We start from the raw sequence: 26,619 nt of genomic DNA, 5'->3' as shown, positions 1-26,619 counted from the left end.
AACAACACCCGTATTTGCTCAAACCCGTATAAATATCAATACTATTGCCAGTTTTCCAAAATATGTCTGAAACCCAATAAAATCGTGACGATAAGTAGTGAGACAGAATTAATTACACAATGTCATTGTGTAAGCGTTGCGTGGCGTTAGCCATATGGAACTAAGTGAAATGAAGCAATTCCAAGGGTTGTGATTGCTTCCCTTCGCTCGCAATGACTGTAAATATTTTTGTCCAATTACTTATCAATAGGGTTTCAGGGCTTTGGCAATAGTATTGAATTTGGGCGTTGGTGAATAAAGGTATGATTTTTTCTCACGCAGAGGCGCAGAGGACGCAGAGAGTAAGAGTTTGAGAAATAGAATATTTGAGTTTCATACCTCAATTCAGCAACGCCTGAATTTGAAATCTATTTTTCACCCCTATTCATTTTTTCAATTTGGGGAATTTCTTGACCATTACGACTCATATTGTCTTGAGTCATAGTCACAATCCCGAAAAAAATTGCACTTCCCACAACTAAAGACAGTAAAGGATGCTTAATGACAATAAAATCTCTGATAATCCTTGCCAAAGGTCGGCTTTGACGACGGAGAGCCGACGAAATCATTATTTGTCTCCAAATAAATGGATCACGCACATAGTGGCCACTTTGGCAAACAACTAATTTTTCTTGACAATAAGGACAGGTAAACAAACCAATATAAGACTTTATTGGCTTTGTTCTGTTATTTTTTTGGCAAATTGGGCAAGTAACATAGTGATTATGAAAAGTATTTGTACTCATCTACCTCGTCCACCTAGTCCCTCGATTCTATTTATAACAATATCTGTATTGAATTTTACTGTAGACCTAGTAATCGTGCCATAATCACTGATAGTGATTGGCAAAATACTATTATGGAGTTTAAGAATGCAATTGCTCCAAAGACGTACTCCCCTCAATATTAACCCAAGTTGTTAGCACCACAAAGTAGAATTATTTTTTCTAAATATTTTGTGATTTTTGTTAGTTAATTATTGAGCAGGCAGTTTCTCTGATAATGAACCACAATAAGAAATAATAGACAAAAAACGGATTTTTCCAACATTATACCCCGTTTATCAATATCTAAGAATCCTCAATGATTAAAACCCTACTTTCCCCCATATTCCATGCGGTTCACTCAGTTAATTAATCGTTTTCAAGCCTCTCCCGAAACAGTAGTGCTGTTTTTAGCCGTGCTAATTGGCAGTAGCACAGGTATGGGTATAGTCACCTTTCACTATTTAATCCAGCTAATTAACAACTTCATGTTGGAAAATCTGATGGGACAGATTGGAATTTGGGGTGCTTGGACCTTAGCGGCTGTTCCTATTCTCGGTGGTATCATTGTTGGCCTCATGCGTTGGCGAACTCAAGATTTTGGTCCAGGACTTTCATCTCTGATAGCTGTTTCTCAGGGAAAAGAAGCGAAAAAACCCCTGCGACCGGTGACAAAAATGATCGCGGCGGCAGTTTCTCTTGGTAGTGGTGCATCTTTAGGTCCAGAAGGTCCAAGTGTAGAAATTGGGACTAATTTTGGGGTGTTGTTATCAGATGTATTACAAGTATCTCAGGAGCGTCAGCGGTTACTATTGGGGGCTGGTGCTGCGGCTGGGTTAGCGGCTGGTTTTAATGCCCCCATTGCGGGAGTATTTTTTGCCTTAGAAGTAGTCATGGGCAGTACATATTTTGCTACTTCTGCCGTAAGTGTGGTGTTACTTGCCGCCGTAGTAGCTGCTTTAATTGCTCAAATTGGTTTAGGTTCACAACCAGCTTTTGCTTTACCCGCTTATCAAGTTCGCAGTTACCTAGAATTACCGCTTTATCTGGGTTTAGGTTTGGGTGCAAGTTTAATTTCTCTTACTTATACTGAATCCATTCGTTTAGCTAAAGCTATCTTTGCTGGCAATTTCTCAGGGTTAACGTTATTAGGTAAAATTCCTCAGTCCATTCAGCCAATTTTTGGTGGTGTAATTCTTGGTTTAGTCGGTTGGCAATACCCACAAATTTTAGGTATCGGCTATGGAACTGTAGAAGCGATACTACAGGATGAAGATTTTTCCCTCAATTTATTACTCATTTTACTAGTATTAAAACTGCTAATGACAGCGGTAAGTTCAGGTAGTGGTTTTGTGGGCGGATTATTTGCCCCAGCTATGTTTTTAGGTGCTTCCTTTGGGTCTGCCTACGCTAAATTTTTGGCTTTGATCATCCCAGGAATTGGAGAATATATGGCTGCGCCTCCAGCTTATGCAATGGTAGGTATGGCGGCGGTTTTAGCAGGTAGCGTGAGAGCGCCATTAACAGCAATTTTAATGTTATTTGAATTAACCCGTGATTACCGCATTGTTTTACCTTTAATGGCAGCAGTGGGCTTAAGTGTTTGGTTGGTGGAACTAATCAAACCAACTGTAGATGCTAATGCTAATCTGCAACAGATTGGTTTACCTGAATTGAAAGATGAAAAGGTAGAACTTTGGCAGCAAATGTTAGTAGCAGATGCTATGTACACCTGTCCCAAAAAATTATCAGCAACTTTAGGCGTATTAGAGACTGCGGTAGTAATGACGCGGGAACGAATCCGCAGTGCTTTAATCATTGATGATGATACGGGTAAACTAGTGGGAATTCTTTCCCTAGAAGATATTAAACGAACTTTTTTTATCTGCCAAAATCTTCCTAATTCATTGCCAGAAATTCAGGAATATTTATCTAGTCAAAAACTGATAGATATTTGTACTACAGATATTCTCTATGCTTGGGATGATGAACCTGTATCTGAAGCTTTAGACCGGATGGCATTACGTGGTTTACATCAATTACCAGTGGTAGCTAAAGACAATCCCGATTTTATTCTGGGTTTGCTAGAAAGGGAACAAATTGAATTAACTTGTAATTTAACGGCAATCACTAAGATACTGCACCAATATTCACCAGTGATTCCCACTGCCGAATATATAGAGGAAATTGGTAATTGGTAATTGGTCAATATCCTGGGGGCAACCTCTCGTGATTGCTTTGATTTCCATAGGCGTTGCTGATTAAGGGTATGAATTTTAGTCTCACGCAAAGGCGCAATCACGCTTCGTGATCTCGAAGAGTAGACGCACTGAGGTTTGAGTTTTAAAGGTTCAATTTGGGAATTTCATACCTCAACATGGCTACGCCACGCAGGCTATCAGCAACGCTAAATTAACTAGATTATCAATCAAGCGATCGCTCTCCATTGATAAAATCTCTTCACAATGCAGCATATTCTAGTCTAAAGCCACCTTAAATAAAATAGCCGTAGCCGCACAGGCACAAGCCAATTTCGCTCAAAGTTATGTTAAAACACCTCAAAATTGTGTAATTTTTGACATTTATAGCCGTGCGGGTGAAGTAGTATCCGGTAACGGCATTGTCGAACTTGGACAAATAAATCAGATGGATGCAGTAGTGGAAGCACCACAAATAAACTCCAATCAGCCGACCCAGCAGATATGTTTTAAATTCCTCAAAATTCCTCTCTGTTGTCTCTGCGGCTCTGCGTGCAAAAAAATCCTTAAAACCTCAACTATGAAAACTACTAACTCTACTAAACCTGTAATTTCCATCTGCAATCTTGATCATTACTTCGGATCTGGACAACTACGAAAACAAGTTTTATTTAATATTAGCTTAACTATAAATGCAGGGGAAATTGTAATCATGACAGGTCCTTCTGGTTCTGGTAAAACCACATTATTAACCTTGGCTGGTGGGTTACGTTCTGCCCAGTTTGGGAGTTTGCAGGTATTAGGTAATGAACTATGTCAAGCCAATGCTAAACAATTAACCCAAGCCCGCAGAAATAACGGTTATATTTTTCAAGCCCATAACTTACACGGTAGCTTAACAGCAATCCAAAACGTCAGGATGGGTTTAGAAGTACAGCCGAGAATGTCAGCAAAAAAAATGTTAATGCAGTCACAGCAAATGTTAGAAGAAGTAGGATTAGGAAATCGTCTCAATTACTATCCAGATAGTTTATCAGGGGGACAAAAACAACGGGTAGCGATCGCTCGCGCCTTAGTCAGTCAACCAAAAATAGTCCTAGCAGATGAACCCACCGCCGCACTAGATAAACAATCAGGACGGGATGTAGTAGAACTAATGCAGAAATTAGCTAAAGAGCATGGCTGTACAATTTTACTCGTCACCCACGATAACCGCATTTTAGATATTGCTGACCGCATTGTTTATATGGAAGACGGTCATCTTGTCCGAGAAAAAAGTGATTCTTTGCAAGATGTAGTGAGTTGAAATACCTGGCGACAAAAGCACCGCCAGGATGATATTAATGATTGGCTTGTTGAATTAAAGTATCTAACTCCTGCTGCATTTTACTTCTGACTAACTCATAGCATTCGTCCACATAAGTGCGATCGCTTGCAGCTTCTTTTCCATAGCGTGCAAACACAATTGGCGGACAAACCCTAGTATAGATAGTTACAGGCAAAGGAATATTAGGCAGAGGTCCAAAAGCCAATCCCCAAGGTAATCCCAAATAAATGGGAAATACCAAAGGATCAACCCCAAGCAGCCAAGGCATCCCCATTTTATGAAATTGCTGCATGATTTCATACATATCAGCCAAGACAATCAGAGTATCATGTGAACCCCAGGAAATCGCCGGCACAATTGGTACATTCTCCCGCAACGCCAACTTAATAAACCCCTTCCGTTCGGCAAAATAAATTTTATCCCGCATCGCATGGGGTCGAAAGACATCCTCAGCACCACCCGGATAAACCAAGACACTAGCGCCAGCCCGCAAAGCCTTGTAAGCCATTTTGGGGTGCGCCCTCACTGCGCCAGCCTTCATCGCCATTTCTGCCGCCGGTGGAAACACATCCCAAACCTTAGGGTGCATCAAACCATAAATCTGTCTTTCGACACTAAAGCGACGCAACCAATCATATAACATCATGGAAGTATCAGGAGAAGCCAGTCCACCATTATGAGAACCGACAACGAGAATTTTGCCATTTGGGATATTTTCCCAGCCACTGGTTTGGACTCGAAAATAACAGTTATATAACAAGCCCAAGATAGGCATCATAGATTCGATGAACCTTGGATCTCGTTGATCCAAAGACCACCCTGTGTTAGTCGTTTGAAGATGCTTTAGTTTGAACATCAGGAAATTTTATCAGGATTTATACGGATCAGACAATCCGCTGTTTTGCAGTTTCATCCAGCCTAACGCAATCTTCCAATTGTTTTCCCCACTCTGGAATGATAAAATGTTCAGTAGGAACACAATCTAATTGTTCCCGTCTAAATAAATAATCTGTCAGAATTACTGATTATTTGCTTAATAATAATAAATCTAAGACATTTATATATCAATAACACATAAAAAACCTCTTATTCCCCTATTGAAGAGGCTACCGTGTACACACTCCTTACCCAAAGCAAGTTTTCCATAACGACAATTTTTAACGCCAACCTACTTAACTTCTTCTTCCTGACACCTGACAACGATATAAACATTTAAGAGCATAGAAATAACATGAAAACTTTGAGCCTAGTTACAATTGCTTCCTTAGCACTCACAATGGGCTTATTACTGAATCAGTCCAGCTTTGCTAAAACCCCACAATTAGAAATTAACTCTAAGTTTGATCAAGACCCATTAGTATTAAACGGTACATCTGGAGGGAGTGTAAAAAGTAACTGTGGGAATATTAACACCGCTCCTAATCAAATAATTGAAGTTACAGAGCCATTGCCTTATTTACGATTGACGGTAGAAAGTCAAGGACAGCCAACACTATTGATTTCTGGACCAGGAGGACGCTTCTGTGTGCTTGCTGATAGTTATAGTGGTGGCAAAGCCGAATTCTCCGGTTACTGGCAGCCAGGCAAATACCTATTGTATATGGGTGATTTGTCACAAGACAGGTTCAACTACACCCTTACCATTTCCCAGCAAAAACAAGCGTTGCAGTAGCACATTTGCACGGCTTTTACGGCATCACTAAAACAACAACAATTTTAGCTTTGTTGATCCTATCCTATCTAGAAATTTAAATTACAAGAGTTTAAGGGATCGTATTTTTGGCAACAAATTGGACTCCTAACATGATATTGGTATTACAGTGACTCAATAAAATCTTTGAGGAGAAATATGTTTAAAAGACTAATTGGTGTTGTTGTTGCTACTATTTTGCTGACATTACAGATGGTTGTCGGTACTGCAACAGCTTTAGAACTGGATGAAACTATCCGTACAGTACCATTAAATGACAAAGGCGATACAGTTGTTCTCAGCTTAAAACAAGTCAAAGAAGGTAAACGACTATTCAATTACGCTTGCGCTCAATGCCATGCCGGTGGAGTTACCAAGACTAACCAAAATGTGGGACTTGAACCAGAAGCCTTAGCAGGGGCTTTACCTAAGCGCAATAATATTGAAGGTTTGGTGGACTATATGAAAAATCCCACTACCTATGATGGTGCAACAGAAATTTCGGAAATTCACCCCAGTTTGAAGAGTGCAAATATTTTCCGAGTTATGCGAAATCTGACTGAGAAGGACTTGAAAGCGATCGCCGGACACATTCTCTTAGAACCAAAAGTTGTTGGCACTAAATGGGGTGGCGGTAAAATTTATTACTAAACTATCCTGATTCAGTCATACAAATTGTCAGGGAACAGAAAATAGATTCCCTGACGGGATTTTAGATTTTAAATTTTAGATTTTGGATTGAAGATTCAAAATCCAAAAAGGTCTTAAGAGGATGTTTTAAAAGTGGTATCCCGTAATTTTCATCACATTGTTACCCCCCTTAGTGTCCCCTTATCAAGGGAGGAAACAAGAAAATCCAGTTCCCTCCCCTTTATAAGGGGAGGGTTAGGGAGGGGTAAAACATTTGATACAGCAACCATGACTTTTCAAACACCATCTAAGCCCGCGAATTTATTCGTGGCATAAATCTAAAATCTAAAATCTAAAATTGTGTGACGGATCAAAAACTAATTTCTAAGCTGTACAGGCATAGCCAAATAGGTCATTTTTAATCCACCCAAAGGCGTGAAAATTACCGGAGTTAAACTTTGATTCAAGTGCATTTGAATTTCTGAAGATGGTAGTTCCTTCAAACCTTCCATCAGATATTTGACATTAAAAGCAATGTCTATATCTTCGCCAGATATTTGTGCTGGCATTGATTCTGTACCACTACCAACATCTTGCGCTTCACAAGATAAAGTAATCTCTTGATTGGCATTATCAATGCTGACTTTGACAATATTATTTTTCTGATCTGCTAACACAGCAATTCGTTCCAAAGTGCTAATAAATTGCTTTCTTTCTAATGTGACTTGGCGTTCAAATTGCCGAGGAATTAATTGCCTATAAGCGGGATATTGCCCTTCTAAAGTGCGGCTGGTTAGGCGTTGATTTTGCCAAGCAAATACTACTTGACCTTGATCAAGATATACGGCTACAGTTTCTTCCGATGTGGAGTTATGTCCTAACATCCGTTGTAGTTCTCGCAATGCTCTTGCTGGTACTGTCACCTCTACCTGTTCGCTACCCTCTACAGGGCGCTCATTTGTAGTTTCCAAAACTGCTAATCGGTGTCCGTCGGTGGCAGCAAACTCTAAAGTGTCTTGTTTTAGGGTTAAATGTACGCCTGTGAGGACTTGCTTGGTTTCATCGGAACTGGTAGCAAACAAAGAACCTTTCAATCCTTCAATTAGTGCTGCTGTTGTGAGAGTAATGGCTTCAGCGTTTTCAATTACAGGTAGTTCGGGGAATTCTTCTGCGCCCATTGCTCGGACTTGATAACGTCCGCTCTTAGGTTTGAGAGTAACAATTATACCTTCTCCGGTATTATCTCCTGATTGATAGCTTCGCTCGCCGCAGGCATCATCCAGGGTGATTTCCCCTTCTGGTAGACGAGAGGTGATATCTACAAGCAGTTTGGCAGGGAGAGCAATTGTCCCCCCTTCTAAGACCTCGGCGCTAAAGCTGCTACGGATACCTAAACTGAGGTCAAAGGCTGTTAAACTAACTTGATTAGTTTTGGCATCTGCTTGTAATAAGATATTGGCAAGAACAGGATGAGTTGGTCTGGACGGGACTGCACGACTGACGAGAGAAAGGTTGCTACTAAGATCACTTTGAGAACAGATTAATTTCATCTTTAAATTAAATAATGGGGGAATTGGTAATTGTAATTGGTAATGGGTAATCAGGTGATTCAGCGATTTCCCCATTACTTTGTGATCTTAACTGCTTAAAGCCTTGATAAACCTTTGCAAACTCTTGAATACACTGGGTTTTCTGGCGGGTGTAGCGTCCGTAGTGTTTGCCGTTTGTCCTCCCATAAGAATCGCGTCTAATTCATCACCGGAGGGTTTGTTTGAGAGTTCAACAATTTTTTGATATTCGTCCTCTATTTCTTGCCATACTTCCCATTGTCCAGGGTAGCAACGGAAAAGGGCAGATTCATCATCTACAGGACGGATATAGTAACAAGATTCGATGGTACTAATGAAGCGACGACGAGTTTCTCTGGCTGTATAACCGATACCAACTACACTAGAATCTTCGAGTCGTGGTGTTAACATGATTACGGGGCGATCGCCGATTAGTTCACACAGCTTTTCTAATTGTGGCACTTCTACGGAGGTGGGGGCAATAAATAGGAAAATTTCATCCTCTGGCTGAATTTTTGCTTCTAGGGATGCAGCCCTACCAGTACCAATATCGGAAATTTGGAATTGTGTATCTGTCCAATCACGACGGGCTAAAGCAGCCGCACCAGCATCAGCAAAGAAGACTTTGAGACGGGATTCGTATTCAGTAAATTGGGGGAGAAATTGTTCTGCAACCGTCATGAATTTGAGTTCTGGAAATAATAACTCAACTTGAATCCGAGTTATACCATCAGCTAAAGCTGATTTTACCGCTTCACAAGATTGAGCGATCGCATCTTCTAAGGTTTTTGGTAGTTCAGCCATAGTTTATCAAGTCGCTGGGTTAATATCTAATTTTCTACTATATTGATTTAGGTGGTGTAAAAAATCATCCAATCACTAAAAATTCAATCTATTACTAATTTAGGCATTATTGTTGAGTGTTAACTGGCTAGAACTTCAGTTGAATAAAGTGCAAACTACATGAGTCAAGGTTTTTTACAAATTGCTTTAACGCTGTGCATTGTCGTATTTATTACGCCAATGCTAGGGAAATACATAGCCCGTGTTTTTTTGGGAGAGAGGACAATTCTTGATCCTGTGATCAAGCCCCTAGAGGCAATAATTTATATTTTAGGGGGTGTGGGTAAAAAAAATGATATGACGGGTTGGCAGTATATCCGCGCCTTACTATGCAGTAACTTAGTCATGGGTGCGGTAGTTTATGCTCTCCTCTATTATCAGAAATTTCTGCCCTGGAATCCCAATGGACTGGGGCGGATGAGATGGGATTTATTACTACATACCACAATTTCCTTCCTGACCAATACCGACCAACAACACTACGCCACAGAAAATACCTTTAGTTATTTTAGTCAAACATCAGCTTTAGGTTTTTTAATGTTTACCTCAGCAGCTAGTGGTTTAGTAGTGGGAATTGCCTTTATTCGTGGGTTAACAGGGAGAAAACTGGGGAATTTCTATGTAGATTTTACCCAGGCTATCACTAGGATCTTATTGCCTTTATCTGTTGTGGGGGCGATCGCTCTCATCATCTCCGGTGTACCTCAAACCCTAGCCAAAACCGCCTTAGTAGAAACCTTAGAAGGGAGAATCCAGTACATAGCCAGAGGTCCAGTAGCCTCCTGGGAAATGATCAAAATGTTAGGAGAAAATGGCGGCGGCTTTTTTGCAGCTAATTCTGCTCATCCTTTTGAAAATCCCAATGGTGCTTCTAACCTAATAGAAATCATCGCTATGTTGGCTATCCCCACCTCCCTAATTTACACCTACGGAGTATTTGCCAACAACCTCAAACAAACCTGGCTATTATTTTCAATGGTGTTTATCATCTTTGTCGTTCTCATTGGCGTTACAGCCACAGGAGAATTACAAGGAAATCCCCTCATTAACAATGCTTTGCGATTAGAATTACCCAACTTAGAAGGCAAAGAAGTCAGATTTGATTGGGCGCAAACCGCACTATGGGCGGTTACAACCACAGCCACCATGTGCGGTGCTGTTAACGGAATGCACGATTCCCTCATGCCCAGTGGCACATTTTCTACCTTATTCAACCTATTTTTACAAATAATTTGGGGAGGACAAGGCATAGGAACAGCTTATCTCTTCATTTATCTGATGCTCACCGTTTTTATCACCGGTTTAATGGTAGGGCGCACACCAGAAATTTTTGGACGCAAAATTGAAAAACGGGAAATTGTTCTGGCTAGTGTAGTCCTATTAATTCACCCGATGATGATTTTAATTCCTAGTTCCATAGCTATGGCTTATCCTATATCTTTGTCGGGAATTAGTAACCCAAGTTTTCATGGAATTTCCCAAGTAGTTTATGAATACGCCTCAGCCGCAGCCAATAACGGTTCTGGTTTAGAAGGATTAAATGACAGCACATTATGGTGGAACTTAAGTACAACTGTCAGTATTTTCGCAGGACGTTATATACCCATTATTGCCCTACTTCTCTTAGCTGATAGTATGTCTAAAAAACAAGCCAGTCCAGCAAGCCGGGGAACTTTAAAAACTGATTCTCTGCTATTTACGGGAATTACTGCTAGTGTCACCCTAATTTTAGGCATCCTCACATTTTTCCCTGTTCTAGCTTTAGGCCCAATTGCCGAAGGCTTTAAACTCGCTTCTGGGAGGTAATGAGGAAATACAAAGATAGGTCTAATATTTATCTTGCCCCTTGCCTCTTGCCTCTTGCCTCTGACCAATTACTTATATATGAACTCAGCAACTACCTCTCATTCTAAAGCTCCCCGTCCCCGTTATCGCCGTAAGAAACACAGAAAAACGCGGGTATCTCATAAAGGACTGTATTTCCGGGCAATAGGAGATGCCTTTATTAAACTGTATCCCCAATATGCCATCAAAAATCCAGTGATGTTTTTAGTATGGATAGGAACAATCATCACTTTCTCTGTCACCATTTACCCTGAATTATTTGGTCCAGTAAGTCAAAAAAATCCCCATCTGTTTAACGGACTATTAACGGGAATTTTATTATTCACCGTTCTATTTAGCAACTTTGCCGAAGCTGTAGCCGAGGGACGAGGTAAAGCCCAAGCCGATACTTTACGTTCAACCCAATCAGCCACCATTGCCAAAACTATCACCGTTGACGGCACAATCACAGAAGTTCCTGCCAACAGCTTAAAACAGGGAGACACTATATATGTAGTCTCAGGCGACGTGATTCCCGCAGATGGTGAAGTAATCATGGGTGTCGCCTCTGTGGATGAATCAGCAATTACAGGCGAATCTGCCCCAGTTCTCAAAGAATCAGGTTCAGACGTTGCCAGTTCAGTTACAGGTGGTACACGCATAATTTCTGATGAACTGATTATTCGTGTTACTGCTGAACCAGGCAAAGGCTTTATTGAGCGGATGATTGCTCTGGTCGAAGGAGCAGAACGGACTAAAACCCCTAATGAAATTGCCTTAACAGTATTATTAGCAGTTCTGAGTTTAGTATTTTTATTCGTAGTAGCCACTCTGCCCGCCTTTGCCTACTATGTGAATAGTCCTGTGAGCATTCCTGTTCTCATTGCTCTTTTGGTAGCCCTCATCCCCACAACTATTGGCGGGTTACTGAGTACCATCGGTATTGCGGGTATGGATAGAGTAGCACAATTTAACGTCATTGCCACCTCTGGTAGGGCAATAGAAGCCTGTGGCGATATTAATACTCTGGTACTTGATAAAACTGGAACAATCACCCTTGGCAACCGTTTAGCAGAAGAATTTATCCCCATCAATGGTCATTCAATGGCGGAAATTGCTAACGTGGCTTTGGCGGCTAGTATTTTTGACGATACTCCAGAGGGTAAATCTATTGTCCGACTGGCAGAAAAGTTAGGGGCAAATTTTGATTTAGACCGCAAACAAGCACAGGGGATAGAATTTTCAGCAAAAACCCGCATGAGTGGTACTAATTTACCTGGGGGTAGGGAGGTACGCAAAGGCTCAGTAGGAGCAATTCAAGGCTTTGTTCTCTCCCGTCATGGAAGAGATACACCAGAATTAGATGTTGCATATCAACAAGTTTCTCATCAAGGTGGTACACCTTTAGCTGTTTGTCTTGATAACGAAATTTACGGTGTTATCTATCTCAAAGATATTGTTAAACCAGGTATCCGCGAACGATTTGACCAACTCCGACGCATGGGAGTACGGACTATCATGCTGACGGGAGATAACCGGATTACTGCTTCTGTGATTGCAAAAGAAGCTGGAGTAGATGAATTTATTGCTGAAGCTACGCCAGAAGATAAAATCAGTGTGATTCAACGGGAACAAGCTGAGGGTAAAATAGTAGCGATGACAGGGGATGGAACTAATGATGCTCCCGCCTTGGCACAAGCTAATGTAGGTGTGGCTATGAATACGGGAACGCAAGCAGCTAAGGAAGCGGCTAATATGGTGGATTTAGATTCTGATCCCACCAAGTTAATTGATATCGTTAGTATTGGCAAGCAATTGTTAATTACTCGTGGAGCGTTGACGACATTTTCTATCGCTAATGATATTGCTAAATATTTTGCAATTATTCCCGTACTTTTCACGGCTGCTAATTTAGGAAGTTTGAATATTATGAAGTTGAGTAGCCTTAATTCGGCTATTCTTTCAGCGTTGATCTACAATGCTTTAATTATTCCAACTTTGATTCCTCTAGCATTAAAAGGTATTCAGTTTCGACCTTTAACCGCTAATCAACTTCTGCAAAGAAATATTTTAATTTATGGCTTAGGTGGGGTGATTGCTCCATTTATTGCGATTAAATTAATAGATATGATGATTACATTTGTGGGTTTAGCGTAAATATAGCAGATTGCAGATTAATCAAGTCCAGGATCTATATTCACAGCCAGACAGTTTTACTCCTGACTCGGTGAATTCTGGTGTAATTACGTGAATAGGTAATTGATAATTCTTGCCTTTTACTTCTTGTATATTACCTTTTCCTGGCTCTTGCGTCTCTTTTATGGTGATTGAGGATTGATGATAACAAAACCCTTACGGGACAAGGGTTATAAACAATTATTTCCATATTTTCAATGAAATGCCTACACAATAGGGCTTTCAATGATTTTGAACCAGGGTTTCCATAAAAATAACCGAAGAACCCTTTTCCTTTATGAAAATGATACCATTGATTCGATTGTCCAAGTTTGAACACCAATTACCAATCACTATTTTTATAGTGATGTGTTTCAGTTTATTTATGAGTCCAGTGGTTTATGCTAATACTACTCTCAGTTTAGATAGGGTTTCTACTTGGGCAATGGGGGTTTTAGGGTTTACTACTATAATGTTGGTGGTTTATTTGTTAACAGTCATTTTTCAGCCAGAACGATTTTAATAATTGATAAATCATAGCGATATGTATTTGAATGGGTTACAAAATTTATAGAAAAAGCCATACAGCACTTTTACTCCTATATCCTGACTGGGCGCAGTCCCTGCGCCCCTACTTCGGTGAATCCTCTTATTAAATTCAAGATTAAATCAAGATTAAATTATGTCTATTTTTAGAGAAACTTTCAAGGCAATTAGAATAACTTTGGTAATTTGGTTATTAACAGCAATTGTCTATCCTCTTTTTATATTGCTAGTCGGTCAGTCTTTTTTCCCGATTTCAGCTAATGGTAGTATGATTTTAAATATCAATAATCAACCTATTGGTTCGACTTTAATTGGTCAAGGATTTACATCTGATCGTTATTTTCATGGTCGTCCCAGCGCTGTTAGATATAGTCAAGGTAAAAAAGCTCAACCGACTGGTATTTCTGGAGGTAGTAATCTCGCTCCCACTAATCCAGAACTTAAAGAACGTATTCTCAAGCAGGTGGAAGAATTACAGAATCAGGATAAACAACCTGTGGGTGATTTGATTTATACGTCAGGTTCTGGTTTAGACCCGCATATTTCTTTAAAAGCAGTACGACAACAAATAGAGAGAGTGGCACAGGCACGGGGTATTAAGGAAGATGATATTATTCCGTTGATTAATAAGTATTTTGATGGCAGGTTTTTAGGGATTTTTGGTGAACCAGGGGTAAATATTTTACGTTTAAATTATGCTTTGGATTTACAAGATATTAATCGTTAGCAAAATTAGTTAAGGCTTGTTTGAAAAGTGGTATGCCGTAATTTTCATCACATTGTTACCTCCTTTCCCCTTGTAAAGGGGGGTAAGAATAGAAATCTAGTTCCCTCCCCTTTATAAGGGGAGGGTTAGGGAGGGGTAAAATATTTGATACAGCAATCATGACTTTTCAAACACCCTCTTAGGGGTTGCTGATAATGAAGCGTGGTATAAAATGTAGGGGCGCAGGGCTTGCGCCCATTCAGGAGGTAGCAGGAAGGAACAATCATTATAGGTTGTATGGTCAAGCCTTACATAACAAGGGATTTTTAAGTTCAAGCATAGTAGAAGTATTGTTTTGACATGGGTAATAGGATCAATTACACTACGATCGCAAATTCATAAAAGTATTTGAGTCAATGCAACCGACTCGTGTGATTGGTTTAATGAGTGGTACGTCTGTAGATGGGATAGATACCGCTTTAGTAGAAATTTCTGGTGGAGATTTGGATCTGAAGGTGGAATTACTGGCAGGGGAAACCTATCCCTACTCCCCTCAACTCAGAGAACATATTCTAGGGCTTGGGGCTGGTACTGCGATGTCAATGGCAGATGTAGCCGCCATAGATGATGCGATCGCTCATAATTTTGCCCAAGCTGCTCAACATATTCAAATTGGTCATCACAGAGCCACTCTTATCGGTTCTCATGGTCAAACTGTTTACCATCGTCCACCCCAAGGACTAGAAGAACTGGGTTATAGCTGCCAACTGGGACGGGGAGCGATGATTGCCCATTTAACAGGTATTACTACTGTCAGTAATTTCCGAATAGCAGATATAGCTGCTTATGGTCATGGTGCGCCCCTTGTTCCTAAAGTAGATGCCTATTTACTCAGTCATCCCCAGGAAGAACGTTGTATTCAAAATATTGGGGGTATTGGTAATGTTACGTATCTTCCCGCCCGTAGTGATGATTGGTTGTCGCAAATTCGCGGCTGGGATACAGGTCCAGGTAATAGTTTATTGGATCTAGCCGTCCAGCATTTTACAAGTGGCACTAAAAGCTATGATAATAATGGTGATTGGGCAGCCAGTGGTACACCCTGTTACCCCTTGGTGGAACAATGGCTAAGTCACCAATATTTCCATTTACCACCACCTAAATCTACTGGACGGGAGTTATTTGGGATTACCTACTTACATGATTGTTTACAGGATGCCCAACCCTACCAACTTAATTCCGCAGATTTTTTAGCAACTATCACAGAATTAACGGCAGTTTCTATTGTCCATAGTTATGATAATTTTCTCCCCAGAAGACCACATAAGGTAATATTATGTGGTGGTGGCAGTCGTAATAGTTACTTGAAAAATCGCTTACAGTTGCTGTTAGGGAATGTTCCAGTGTCAACTACAGATGAGTTTGGCTTAAGTGCTGCATTTAAAGAAGCGATCGCTTTTGCGGTTTTAGCATACTGGCGAAACATCAATATTCCTGGTAACTTACCCGCAGTCACAGGAGCATATCAAGAGATGCTTTTAGGAGAAATTCACGATAATTATCGCTAATTTAGTCTCTTGTCTCTCAAAATACTATGTTAGCAAGTATTTCTAAACTTCGACTGTGCTGGATTAAAACAAGGGATTTAGCAGGTGGGACATACTTTTTTATTAGAACCAGGACGGTGGGTGATCCAAGGTAGTTGGTTGGAGCGCAATAGTCAACCAATTCCCTTGAAAGGTTTAACATTAGTGGTTTGGAATCGAGATAATTGGTTCTCTATGGCTACAAAATTAATCTTTCCTAACAGCGATCGCCCAGAAATTTCTTTCCAGTATAAAGGACGACTTCATGAAGGAGATCGGCAGTATACTTTTCTGCTTCAACATAATTACCTCGGACAAATAGAAGGTGAAGGCTGGATTTGTCCAAATACAATTGTTCAGCGTTATTGGGTACTCGGAGATAGCTCCACTGACCTTCGCCACCGTCAGAGACAGAGTGGTTTTGAAACCCTACATCGAATTAATGATAATCAATATTATCTAACTAGTGGCATTCTTGTTGGTCATTTTTTAGATAGCACAATGGAAGCTAGTCTAGAACGCCAATTACATTAAGTAAGTGGGATGTAAATAATTGTCCTTGGTATCAGGCGGTAAGGAGCAGAGAGGCAAGAGGCAAGAGGCAAGAGGCAAGAGGCAAGAGTAAAGAAATTTTCAGCGATTTTACGTTTCTTTACACAGTTTGGTTTTATTGTGTTCACCTACTTAACCTACTTAGTTAATAGCAATCCGATTTGATTGATGAATTTTCGGTTTTAATTTTCAGGTTTTCAACCTATTTTCTAATCACCAAAACCTACAAAACTATCCCTTGAACTGTTAAACATTGGAGTCGAATTTTCTATGTCAGACCCCAACATTGGTCGCTTACTCGGAAACCGTTACCAACTACAAGAGCTAATTGGCTTTGGCGCAATGGGACGAGTCTATCGTGCTAAGGATACGTTGCTGGGAGGTGTCCCTGTTGCAGTCAAGTTTCTAACTTTATCAATGCAAAACGAAAGGATGCCTTGGCAAGAACGATTTGAGCGAGAAGCTAAAACTTGCGCCTTACTCGGTCAAAAAAGCATCCATATCGTCCGAGTCATGGACTATGGGGTAGATGAAATATACTACGTTATGGAATATCTACAGGGACAAACATTAGGTCAGATCATTCGCAAAAAACACCTAAGTTTACCAAGATTTCTCAGAATAGCCAAGCAAATCGGTTTAGGACTACAGTGCGCTCATGATGGTATTCCTGTAGATGGAAAAATTTGTCCAATCATCCATCGTGATATTAAACCGGGCAATATCATGGTGATTCAAGATCCCAGTTTTGGAGAATTAGTCAAAGTTTTAGACTTTGGTATTGCTAAATTACTCATGTCTGATAGTGACCATACCAAGTTTTATTTAGGAACTTTGGCTTATTCTTCTCCTGAACAAATTGAAGGTAAAGAACTAGATAGTCGTTCTGATATCTACAGTTTTGGGATCATGATGTTTGAAATGCTGACTGGTAAAATTCCTGTGGTGGCATCAACCAACACTTTTGGATCATGGTATAAAGCGCACACTTTTGAAAAACCCTGTTCCTTTGCGGAAATTTCTCCTAATTTGCACCTACCCAACCAATTAGAAGATGTAATTATGAATTGTTTATGCAAAAAACCTAGTGAACGTCCCCAAAGTATCAATGAAATTATTAATATTCTTGCTACTGTAGAACAGCAAAAGGACACGCATAATACCACTAAAGATAATCCTGTTATTAATAATACTCATTTCATTAAAGATACTTCGGTTATTAATAATACTCTTATATATCAAGATGCTCAAGAAATTATTAACCCCAACTTCCCTGTAGTTCCTGCACCAGCAGAGACAATAAAAACCAATCTGCTGGCAATTCCCATTACCAATCACAATACACAAGTCGAACTACGGAGATATTCAGTTGATCATGACATCACGCAGTTAGTTACTTGGCCACACAATAAACCAATTGCCAATATTGTTTTTATTCAACCCATTTACCACGATAAAACTTTGTTACCAGCGTTATGGGTGATGCTACCCCAAGAAGAAATTCAAAAACGCTTAGTTTGTACTCGCTACAATCAATTTCTATTTATTTCTTCTCCTCATCCGGTCATGTTGTGGATTACAGTTATTTATACTCGTGAACATGGGGCTAAATGGTTGTCTTATTATTTGGATCTCAAAACTAATTCTGGTCAAGAAATCACGGGGTTACTACAGAATACTGGGCAATATCGTTTATTATTCTTTACTAAAGAAACTCCTCATCCTTGCACACATATATTACAATCAAGTATTGCTGCGGCTCAAAGAGAAAGATTGCAAGAGTGGCTTGTTTCTAGTCAGGGTTCAACTTTATCAACGGATGCTCAGATTAGTAAAAATATATTGAAAAAAGAATATGAAAAAATTAAACCTAAAATATTAGCTAAGTTAGAAGCAATTGATACTGATTCTTCATGGGATATTTCTGGTTGATTATCTTAGGAGCTAATTTAAAATTTGTCAGCAAAGACATTAAAAACCTACCGGGGGACTCTCGGAAAGTTACGCTTGTCAGAGATGATTCTGCCAGTAATGGCAAACAGGATCAGGGCAAGAACCGTACATCTAAGGTAATACCTGAAAAGCGGATATTATCTCCTCGCTTTCATTCTATTCCTAGTTTACATCGACTTGTGTGTACACCGTAGCCCCTTGACAAGGGGAGGGTTAGGGTGGGGTAATTTGAGGAATAATGGTGATTCGATAACTTCTGTGTACACCGTAGCTTCGCTTGTGGGGAGGGGGTAGGGTTCTTGTATCTCACTTAACCGATAATCGCTATATAATACTAAATAAACAACTGCAATCTTTTAAATAGTATGAGTGAAACCCTGGCTGATATTGCTATACCACCGCAGTTTCCTGATCATACTCAACTACCAGAGTCTGATGGTACGTTTGTGAAAAACTTTCAAGAACATCCCCAAAGCATAATTATCACAGATTCCATAATTCAAACTTTACAAAAAAAACATCCCGACGGACAATTTTGTATAGGTCAAGATTGTGGGATTTATTGGCGCGAAACTGAACCACCAGAAAAAGGTACAGTAGCACCAGATTGGTTTTATGTCCCTGATGTAGCACCAAGATTAGATGGTAAAATTCGTCGTTCCTATGTTTTATGGCGGGAATATATTCCTCCATTAATTGTTATAGAATTAGCCAGTGGTAATGGTGAAGAAGAAAGAGATTCAACCCCTCTAGCGGGTTTACAGGGAGGTGAAAAACCTGGTAAATTCTGGGTATATGAACGTATTATCCGTGTTCCCTATTATGCCATCTATGAAGTTAATAATGATAAATTAGAGGTTTATCACTTGGTAGATTTTTCTTACCAAAAAATCCAGCCTAACGAACGTGGACATTATCCTATTGCGCCATTAGGTGTAGAATTGGGACTATGGCAAGGAAGTTACTTAAATAATCCTGAACAACTTTGGCTGCGCTGGTGGGATTTAGATGGTAATTTGTTATTGGTAGGTCAAGAAGAAGCCCAATTACAAAAATTAAGGGCTGAACAACAACAACAAAGGGCTGAACAAGCAGAACGAAAGGCTGCACAATTAGCCGAACGTTTACGAGCAATGGGTATAAATCCAGATGATGATTTATGATTTATAATTAAATAAACAAACCACTCCAGGCACAGAGGATACAGAGAAAAGATGCAAAGGGCAATTTTATCCGGGAATTTACAGTTTAAACTTAATTGGGTAAGTTTTTTGGCTGATTTCCTATTAGCTGGTATGGTTTTTGGTCCCCCTCTTGCTCCTTTTTTGGCTGGGTCTGGTGTGTTTGTGCTTCCGGGGATTGCGGACATTATTTACTTTATGGGTAATCATGTATGTCCGCAGCCTACTATGGGTTTGGAGTTAGCACCACCTTTTATTATGGCAGTTTGTATGCGCTGCTATGGCACAGTGACAGGGTTATTAATTACTCGAATTTTGTATGCGGTAACTAATGGCAAAGGCATTTTTTGGTTAAGTCAATATGGTTGGACTGGTGCGGCTTTTGCTAGTATATTGATGATGGCTTATCCGTTGGAATTAGCAGCGCAGATTTTTGGTTTGTGGGATTTTGATAATTATATTGTTACACCTTTTGGTTTGATTACTGGTTTGGCTTGGGGTTTATTTACTATGCCGATTTTGTATCTGTCAACAGATGCAAAAATTAATGATAACTAGCCTACCACTTCCACGTCCAAGTCTATACATAATGTTTGTTAACATTTTCTACTCTCTCTCTTTGATGCAAAAAAAATTGATTTAAGCTATGCACCCTGCATAACTACTAAAATCTTTTAAGAATTGATTATTATTTGAAGATAGGTGGTAAAGCGTTGTTTCGCTTCTCTTAATAATCAATAATTTTCTGATTCATCGCCTTAGTTTAATAGTCCTGCATTTTTAATTGACTAGCAACAGTAGCGAATTCAGAAATTGAATTTTTTAGATCCTTATATTCTTGCGTAGTTAAGTTGTGGTTGTCGTGGTATTCATTTAAGAAACTAATCAGCACTAACCTAACAGATTCGATTTTTGCTCTTGTCCTAGCTGCCATCATTGCCTGAGATAAACTAGGATAAATATGGTTATTGCTAATCCCTATTTCTTCATTAGACATCCAGCATTTGAATATATAACCTTGTGATAAAGGTATTAATTCAATTAACCAGCCAAAATATAGATCTTTCCATTCCATTGATAAACTCTTTATTGGGTTAAAAATTATCTTCACTATCAGAATACAACCTCTATATGCAGTTAGCGTGCAGAATTTGTGCAGAATTTGTGTAGATAAAATCTTATAGAGGTCTGTATGATGATGGTGAGCCTATTTTTCTATAAATCAACCATTCTGGAAATTGAAAATCTTATGAATCCTATCTATTATTGGTAATATTAAGCGCAAATTCACAAATAATTTGTATTAGTTGAGACGATATCCCAAACCATGAACTGTTTCAACCAAAGTTTCAGATGCACCTAAGAGTCTTAATTTTTGCCGAAGAGACTTAATATGAGACCTTACGGTTTCCTCTACCGGAGAGTCATCAACAGACCAAACTTGCTCAATAATACTAGAGCGGCTCAAAACCCTTCTACCATTTGCAACTAGCAATTCCAAAATTGCATACTCTTTAGGAGTTAAGGAGATAAGATGACCGTCATAAGTTGTCTCGTAAGTGCTAGGATTTAAGGCTAACTTTCCCCAAGATAAACTGATTGTACTGGCAGCACCACCTCGTCTAAGTAAAGCACGTATGCGAGCCATTAATTCTTCTAGATCAAATGGTTTTGCGACATAATCATCTGCACCGGCATCTAAACCAGTAATTTTATCAGCTACAGTATCACGGGCTGTTAACATTAATACTGGTGTTGTCGAGTTTCTGTATGCTGGATTGTTCGTGCTAGTATTCCGTAACCGTTGACAAAACTTGATTCCATCTAGCTTTGGCAAAGTTACATCTAGCACTACTAAATCATATTTCATTGACTCCGTTGCGTGCCAAGCTGCTTCTCCATCTTTAGCAACATCAACTACATACTGTCTTCCGGTCAAAGCTTCTGTAAGTGCTTCTGCCAGTTGAGTATCATCTTCAACTATCAGAATTCGCATAATTTATCCCTTATTCAACTAGAGGTAATGAGGGAAATATTAACTTAAATTGACTTGATAAATAAATAAATGGATAATTTATGAAATCGTATTTTTCAGAAAAATGGATTGCGGCTGGAGTTTCTTTAGCTATATCGCTAATGGTGCTAGTTACCTTCGCTTCATTTAATAACACTACCGAAATTAAGGAAAATGCTAATCAAGTTCAGCATACTTATCAAACTCTCAATACTTTGACTGATTTATATGCGGCTATGACAGTAGCTGAATCAGCACGAAGAGGGTATATATTTTTGGGAAGTAGACAAGATTTAGAGCGTTATGAAAATGCCATAAATAATATAAAAACTAAGGTCAGTTTATTAGAAACTCAAATCCATAATAATATCAATCAAAAACAGAGATTTGCCAGTTTAAAATCATTGGTTAATCAAAGATTATCTCTTTTAGAAGAATCAATACAACTTTATCAACAAGATAGAACTGCATTACAACAGCAAACTAATATTACAGAAATCAGTGTTAATTTAAGAGAAAAAATTATACCTATCATTGTAAATATTCAAACTGAAGAACAAGGTTTCCTAGAAAGTTCTCTCAAGCAGTCGCAACAGAGTATTCACTTACGAATAATCATGGAAATAATAGGAACTATTTTAAGCCTGGTTGTGATTTGCAGTTTATGTTTTATCATCGAGCGTCAAGGAGTAAAACAAGAACAGATTAAATCCTTGGAAGCTTCCCTTGCTCAAGAAAAAAAAATTGGTGAATTAAAGGTTCAGCTATTTTCTATGATTTCCCATGAATTTCGTACACCTTTAAGTGTAATATTGCTTTCATCTCAGTTATTACGGGAAATTCTGCTGGATTTGGTGGATAAAAAGGAATTAAAAAATCTTGATCGCATTCAGTCTTCAGCAAAGTTGATCAATCACTTATTAACAGATATATTAACTTTGACTAGAGCCGAAGCAGGTGAACTAGATTATAAACCTCAATTAATCAATGTGGAAAACTTTTGTTTGAATCTGCTGGAAGATGTGATGTTTAGTCACACAAATCATATTATAAAGTTTATCAAGCATGGTCAATCTTTTCGTGCTAATCTAGATGAAAAATTGTTGTACTCTATTCTTAGTAATTTGCTTTTAAATGCCATCAAATATTCGTCATCTGGAGGTAGTATATCCTTGGTTTTAAATTCTCAACCAGATACTACTATCTTTCAGGTGATAGATGAAGGTATAGGCATTTCTTCAGCGGAACAGGCTAGGCTTTATGAACCTTTTTTTCGATCTCAAAATGTTGAAGGTATTGTCGGCACTGGGTTAGGATTACCAATTGTTAAGAAGTGTGTAGAAAGACACCAGGGAGAAATTTTGGTGGAAAGTAAAGTTGGAGTAGGAACAACTTTTACTGTAAAAATTCCTCTAACATACCTCTAAGAGGGTGTTTGAAAAGTATTAGATGAAACCGATAATCTCCAGAAACCTAACCCCCCTTCCCCCCTTCCCTACGTTAGCGCAGCGTGCCGAAGGCTGGGAATGTGGGTTTCAAAGCCTCTCCCCGCATCGGGGAGAGTGGGTCTGTCAGCCAGCTTACCGGATATTCCTGTAAAACCCATAGTCCGACTGGGAATGAATTCCCAGTCTTATAGCAGAAGTCATCTGAAGATGACTAAATAACCCAGAAATTTTTGAACTTGTTTAGTTTACTTTAGTAAACTTTAGCTATTAGCCTGGAACTTCAGTTCCAGATGGGTCGGTCAGCCAAACAAATAAGCTATCTGTAGCTTAAGTTGAAACCAATGAGCTTTTTCCTTACCCATACCTATAGAACCCACATAATTAAGCCATCTTGAGTATATCTTCCTTCTTCCTCCGCGCTCTTCGTGGTTCATTTATCCATATTCTTCTATAAAAAACCCATAAAAAAAGGTGGGTTAACCATAAAGTCACCCACCAAATAAATTACCAATATTGTAGAAATCCGTAATTAACCAACGTTAGTTAATAACAACTCACGGGTTTCCGATTTTCTGACTTTTACCTGTCCATCATCGTCTACATCAACAATAGCCTTATCTCCATCTGCAATTTCCCCAGATAAGATCGCTTCAACCAAAGAATCTTCCAAGAGACGCATAATAGCACGGCGTAATGGTCTAGCACCGTAGCTAGGATCATAGCCTTCCTGGACAACTTTCTCTTTAAAAGCTTCTGTCACCTCTAAAGCGATGTCTTTATCCTTGAGACGACTACCAACATCACGCAGCATGATTTCAGCAATTTGCTTGACTTCATCTTTGTTGAGTTGAGTGAAGACGATAATATCATCAACACGGTTGAGGAATTCGGGACGGAAATAAGCTTTGAGTTCTTCGTTAACTAAGTTACGAATGCGATGATAACTAGCATCTGCTGCATTATCAAACTCAAACCCTAAGCTGCTACCACCTTTTTCAATTACCTTAGAACCGATATTAGAAGTCAAGATAATTAATGTGTTCTTGAAGTCTACCTTCCGACCTTTCGCATCCGTAAGATGACCGTCATCCAAGATTTGCAGCAGCATATTGAATACATCGGGATGCGCTTTTTCGATTTCGTCGAATAGTAGCACTGTATAGGGTTTGCGCCGCACAGCTTCCGTTAATTGTCCGCCTTCGTCGTATCCTACATAACCTGGAGGTGAACCAATCAACTTGGAAACGTTGTGGCTTTCCATATATTCGGACATATCTAAACGCACCATTGATTCTTCTGAACCGAAGAAGTAAGCAGCTAAGGCTTTGGCTAATTCGGTTTTACCGACACCGGTTGGTCCGGAGAAGATAAAACTGGCAATGGGACGATTAGGACTTTTTAAGCCGACACGGGCGCGACGAATAGCGCGGGAAACTGCTGTAACTGCTTGTTCTTGACCGATGAGCCTTGTATGTAAGGTGTCTTCAAGATGTAAAAGTAACTCTGATTCAGATTCAGTCAGTTTGTTGACGGGAACACCTGTCCAAGAAGCGACAATTTGGGCAATGTCTTCTTCGTTGACGAGGGGAGAGTTAACGGTTTCTTGATTTTCTTCTACATCAAGTCTGGCTTGCAGTTCTAATTCTTGTATCCGCAATTTACCAGCTTTGCCAAAATCTTGAGTTCTGATGGCTTCCGATTTGGCTTTGGTGGCGGTGGTTAATTCTCGTTTGAGTTCCTTGTTTTTGGCAATGTGGGAGTGACGCAAACGGACACGAGAACCAGCTTCATCAATTAAGTCAATGGCTTTGTCCGGTAGAAAGCGATCGCTAATATAACGATCTGCCAATTCAGCCGCGGCAATTACCGCTTCATCAGTAATATTAACTCTATGATGTTGTTCGTAAGCACCGCGTAAACCATAGAGAATATCAATAGTTTCTGCTACTGATGGTTCTCCTACCAAAATTGGCTGAAACCGCCGCTCCAGAGCCGCATCCCGTTCGATGTGTTGACGATATTCATCTAATGTGGTCGCACCAATACACTGGAGTTCTCCCCGGGCTAGAGCCGGTTTGAGGATATTAGCTGCATCTAAACCGCCTTCTGTGCCACCTGCACCGACTAAGGTATGAATTTCATCAATCACTAAGATGATATTTCCTGCGGTGCGGACTTCCTCCATGATTTTTTTGAGGCGTTCCTCAAATTCACCCCGGAAGCGAGTTCCCGCCACTACAGACCCCATATCCAAACTAATTACTTGTTTATCAAGTAAAATTTCGGGAACGTCTTGATTGACAATGCGTTGCGCTAGACCTTCAGCGATCGCTGTTTTCCCAACACCCGGCTCACCAATTAAAACCGGGTTATTTTTGGTTCTCCGACCGAGAATTTGCACCGTTCTTTCAATTTCCGGCTGGCGACCGACTACTGGGTCTAGTCTGCCCTCCTGAGCCAGTTTGGTGAGGTTTCTGCCAAACTCCTCTATGGATAAATTTTGATTGCGCTGGGAATTACTTCTACCACCAGTGACAACCGCTGTATCTTCACCCAATCGGCTCATCACAGCCGAACGAATAACTGGTAAATCCACTCCTAGATTTTGTAATACTTTGGCGGCGACTCCTTCACCAGCCTCCGTTAAACCTAATAATAAGTGTTCAGTGTTTATGTAATTATGTCCAAGACCGTGAGCTTCTCGGAAAGATTGCTCAAACAGGCTTTTTACTTTCGGGGTAAAAGGAATTTCCGGTGGGACAAACCCAGAACCCCGGCCAATTATTTTTTCTACTTCCCGACGGGATTCTTTCAGGGTAACACCCAACTCAGCCAACACTTTAGCAGCAACACCTGTTCCTTCTCCCATTAAACCCAGGAGAATTTGTTCTGTTCCTACAAAATTGTGTCCCAGTCGTCGTGCTTCCTCCTGAGCTAACATGATTACCCTAATGGCTTCGGAAGTGAAGTGTTCAAACATAGCGGGTTCTTTCCCTCGTGCTGCTTGGACTTTGGGTGAGATATAAGTTCACCCTCATCTAAAGTTTCTTGTATTTTCTTAAAGATAATGTATCTTTATTTTAAGCTGAATGGCAGTAGTGAGAGCCGTAAGTGACAAGGCGTAGTTGCCGTCATTCAGTAGATAATGGTGGATAATTAGCAATGGTCGAGATTTTTCATCTTGAGTTGTTGATGGATTGCTAACTTCGTACAGGTATTGATGATGACAGAAATTCTCGGTGGTAAAGACCAACAACATCCACTCTACAACCGCGATCGCCCCCTTATTGATATCTTACTCGCTCAAGACGCAACGGACTACAATTTATCGGAATTAGCTAGACTAAAAATTCGCTATCAAGGTTTCCCAGGAGCGCGAGACATTCAAAGCAACTTAGATAAAGTTTTGCAACGCTGGGGTTTAACTGAAGCTGAACTATTTGCCAAAACCCGTCAAATCCATGATACAGGCGGAGTTTACAAAAGTCGTGGCAAAAAGGATGAGCAGGATTGGAATTAGTTAGTGGTCAGTTGTCAGTTGTCGGTTGTGTTATTTTTCCCCCACTCCCCCCACT

At 39.8% G+C, this 26,619-nt stretch carries 22 protein-coding genes; 15 read left to right on the top strand and 7 right to left on the bottom strand.

Annotated features, from left to right (window positions below; genetic code table 11):
- Positions 1-407: 407 nt before the first annotated feature.
- Positions 408-785 (bottom strand): hypothetical protein, encoded by a 378-nt coding sequence (locus tag AN486_RS09970; protein WP_039204428.1) that lies wholly within the window; start codon positions 783-785, stop codon positions 408-410.
- 368 nt (positions 786-1,153) lie between these two features.
- Between AN486_RS09970 and AN486_RS09965 the strand changes: the two genes are divergently transcribed.
- Entirely contained in the window at positions 1,154-3,004 is a 1,851-nt protein-coding gene (locus tag AN486_RS09965) for a chloride channel protein (RefSeq protein ID WP_053538387.1), read from the top strand.
- A 577-nt stretch (positions 3,005-3,581) separates the two neighbouring features.
- Positions 3,582-4,307, top strand: a complete 726-nt coding sequence (locus tag AN486_RS09960; protein ID WP_053538388.1) for a DevA family ABC transporter ATP-binding protein — start codon at positions 3,582-3,584, stop codon at positions 4,305-4,307.
- Positions 4,308-4,341: 34 nt separating this feature from the next.
- On the opposite strand, the gene AN486_RS09955 is transcribed toward AN486_RS09960, so the two are convergent.
- Entirely contained in the window at positions 4,342-5,184 is an 843-nt protein-coding gene (locus AN486_RS09955) for a lysophospholipid acyltransferase family protein (RefSeq protein WP_053538389.1), read from the bottom strand.
- Positions 5,185-5,559: 375 nt separating this feature from the next.
- On the opposite strand from AN486_RS09955, the gene AN486_RS09950 reads away from it, so the two are divergent.
- Together AN486_RS09950 and psbV are read left to right on the top strand one after the other, a co-directional pair.
- Positions 5,560-6,000, top strand: a complete 441-nt coding sequence (locus tag AN486_RS09950) for a hypothetical protein (protein WP_053538390.1) — start codon at positions 5,560-5,562, stop codon at positions 5,998-6,000.
- A gap of 177 nt (positions 6,001-6,177) precedes the next feature.
- Positions 6,178-6,669, top strand: a complete 492-nt coding sequence (gene psbV / locus AN486_RS09945; RefSeq protein ID WP_053538391.1) for a photosystem II cytochrome c-550 — start codon at positions 6,178-6,180, stop codon at positions 6,667-6,669.
- A 356-nt stretch (positions 6,670-7,025) separates the two neighbouring features.
- On the opposite strand, the gene dnaN is transcribed toward psbV, so the two are convergent.
- Both dnaN and AN486_RS09935 read right to left on the bottom strand, forming a co-directional pair.
- Positions 7,026-8,198, bottom strand: a complete 1,173-nt coding sequence (gene dnaN, locus AN486_RS09940) for a DNA polymerase III subunit beta (protein WP_053541206.1) — start codon at positions 8,196-8,198, stop codon at positions 7,026-7,028.
- 87 nt (positions 8,199-8,285) lie between these two features.
- The gene (locus AN486_RS09935; protein ID WP_053538392.1) at positions 8,286-9,020 is read right to left on the bottom strand and encodes a DUF1995 family protein; all 735 of its coding nucleotides are present in this window, start codon (positions 9,018-9,020) and stop codon (positions 8,286-8,288) included.
- A gap of 159 nt (positions 9,021-9,179) precedes the next feature.
- Here AN486_RS09935 and kdpA point away from each other — a divergent pair, with 159 nt between their 5' ends.
- The 9 genes from kdpA (at position 9,180) to AN486_RS09890 (ending at position 20,140) form a co-directional block, all read left to right on the top strand.
- Positions 9,180-10,865 (top strand): potassium-transporting ATPase subunit KdpA, encoded by a 1,686-nt coding sequence (gene kdpA / locus AN486_RS09930; RefSeq protein WP_053538393.1) that lies wholly within the window; start codon positions 9,180-9,182, stop codon positions 10,863-10,865.
- Positions 10,866-10,943: 78 nt separating this feature from the next.
- Positions 10,944-13,040: a potassium-transporting ATPase subunit KdpB gene (gene kdpB, locus AN486_RS09925; RefSeq protein WP_053538394.1), complete on the top strand. Its 2,097-nt coding sequence runs from the start codon at positions 10,944-10,946 to the stop codon at positions 13,038-13,040.
- Positions 13,041-13,443: 403 nt separating this feature from the next.
- Entirely contained in the window at positions 13,444-13,581 is a 138-nt protein-coding gene (locus AN486_RS09920; RefSeq protein ID WP_160170615.1) for a potassium-transporting ATPase subunit F, read from the top strand.
- 159 nt (positions 13,582-13,740) lie between these two features.
- The gene (kdpC, locus tag AN486_RS09915; RefSeq protein ID WP_168637137.1) at positions 13,741-14,331 is read left to right on the top strand and encodes a K(+)-transporting ATPase subunit C; all 591 of its coding nucleotides are present in this window, start codon (positions 13,741-13,743) and stop codon (positions 14,329-14,331) included.
- Positions 14,332-14,726: 395 nt separating this feature from the next.
- Positions 14,727-15,878: an anhydro-N-acetylmuramic acid kinase gene (locus tag AN486_RS09910; protein ID WP_168637136.1), complete on the top strand. Its 1,152-nt coding sequence runs from the start codon at positions 14,727-14,729 to the stop codon at positions 15,876-15,878.
- Between the two features lie 84 nt (positions 15,879-15,962).
- Positions 15,963-16,430 carry a hypothetical protein gene (locus AN486_RS09905; RefSeq protein ID WP_027402023.1) on the top strand — a complete coding sequence of 156 codons (468 nt, stop codon included), beginning with the start codon at positions 15,963-15,965 and terminating at the stop codon, positions 16,428-16,430.
- 288 nt (positions 16,431-16,718) lie between these two features.
- Positions 16,719-18,380 carry a serine/threonine-protein kinase gene (locus AN486_RS09900; protein WP_053538397.1) on the top strand — a complete coding sequence of 554 codons (1,662 nt, stop codon included), beginning with the start codon at positions 16,719-16,721 and terminating at the stop codon, positions 18,378-18,380.
- A 386-nt stretch (positions 18,381-18,766) separates the two neighbouring features.
- Positions 18,767-19,564: a Uma2 family endonuclease gene (locus AN486_RS09895; protein WP_053538399.1), complete on the top strand. Its 798-nt coding sequence runs from the start codon at positions 18,767-18,769 to the stop codon at positions 19,562-19,564.
- 51 nt (positions 19,565-19,615) lie between these two features.
- Positions 19,616-20,140 carry a DUF2085 domain-containing protein gene (locus tag AN486_RS09890; RefSeq protein WP_053538400.1) on the top strand — a complete coding sequence of 175 codons (525 nt, stop codon included), beginning with the start codon at positions 19,616-19,618 and terminating at the stop codon, positions 20,138-20,140.
- Between the two features lie 205 nt (positions 20,141-20,345).
- Here AN486_RS09890 and AN486_RS09885 read toward each other — a convergent pair whose 3' ends face one another.
- Both AN486_RS09885 and AN486_RS09880 read right to left on the bottom strand, forming a co-directional pair.
- On the bottom strand, positions 20,346-20,657 hold the full coding sequence (locus AN486_RS09885) for a hypothetical protein (RefSeq protein ID WP_027402027.1): 312 nt from the start codon (positions 20,655-20,657) through the stop codon (positions 20,346-20,348).
- A gap of 228 nt (positions 20,658-20,885) precedes the next feature.
- Entirely contained in the window at positions 20,886-21,578 is a 693-nt protein-coding gene (locus AN486_RS09880; RefSeq protein WP_053538401.1) for a response regulator transcription factor, read from the bottom strand.
- Between the two features lie 80 nt (positions 21,579-21,658).
- Between AN486_RS09880 and AN486_RS09875 the strand changes: the two genes are divergently transcribed.
- Positions 21,659-23,023: an ATP-binding protein gene (locus AN486_RS09875; protein ID WP_290600411.1), complete on the top strand. Its 1,365-nt coding sequence runs from the start codon at positions 21,659-21,661 to the stop codon at positions 23,021-23,023.
- 550 nt (positions 23,024-23,573) lie between these two features.
- On the opposite strand, the gene AN486_RS09870 is transcribed toward AN486_RS09875, so the two are convergent.
- A complete protein-coding gene (locus tag AN486_RS09870) occupies positions 23,574-26,024 on the bottom strand; it encodes an ATP-dependent Clp protease ATP-binding subunit (protein ID WP_053538404.1) in 2,451 nt (816 codons plus the stop codon).
- A 243-nt stretch (positions 26,025-26,267) separates the two neighbouring features.
- Here AN486_RS09870 and AN486_RS09865 point away from each other — a divergent pair, with 243 nt between their 5' ends.
- On the top strand, positions 26,268-26,564 hold the full coding sequence (locus tag AN486_RS09865) for a DUF3288 family protein (RefSeq protein WP_039204075.1): 297 nt from the start codon (positions 26,268-26,270) through the stop codon (positions 26,562-26,564).
- The last annotated feature ends 55 nt before the right edge of the window (positions 26,565-26,619 follow it).

The sequence above is a fragment of the Anabaena sp. AL93 genome, assembly GCF_001672085.1.
GTDB classification, from domain to species: domain Bacteria; phylum Cyanobacteriota; class Cyanobacteriia; order Cyanobacteriales; family Nostocaceae; genus Dolichospermum; species Dolichospermum heterosporum.
The sequence above is the reverse complement of the archived record's forward strand: the minus strand, read 5'-3'. Positions and strand labels throughout refer to the sequence as shown.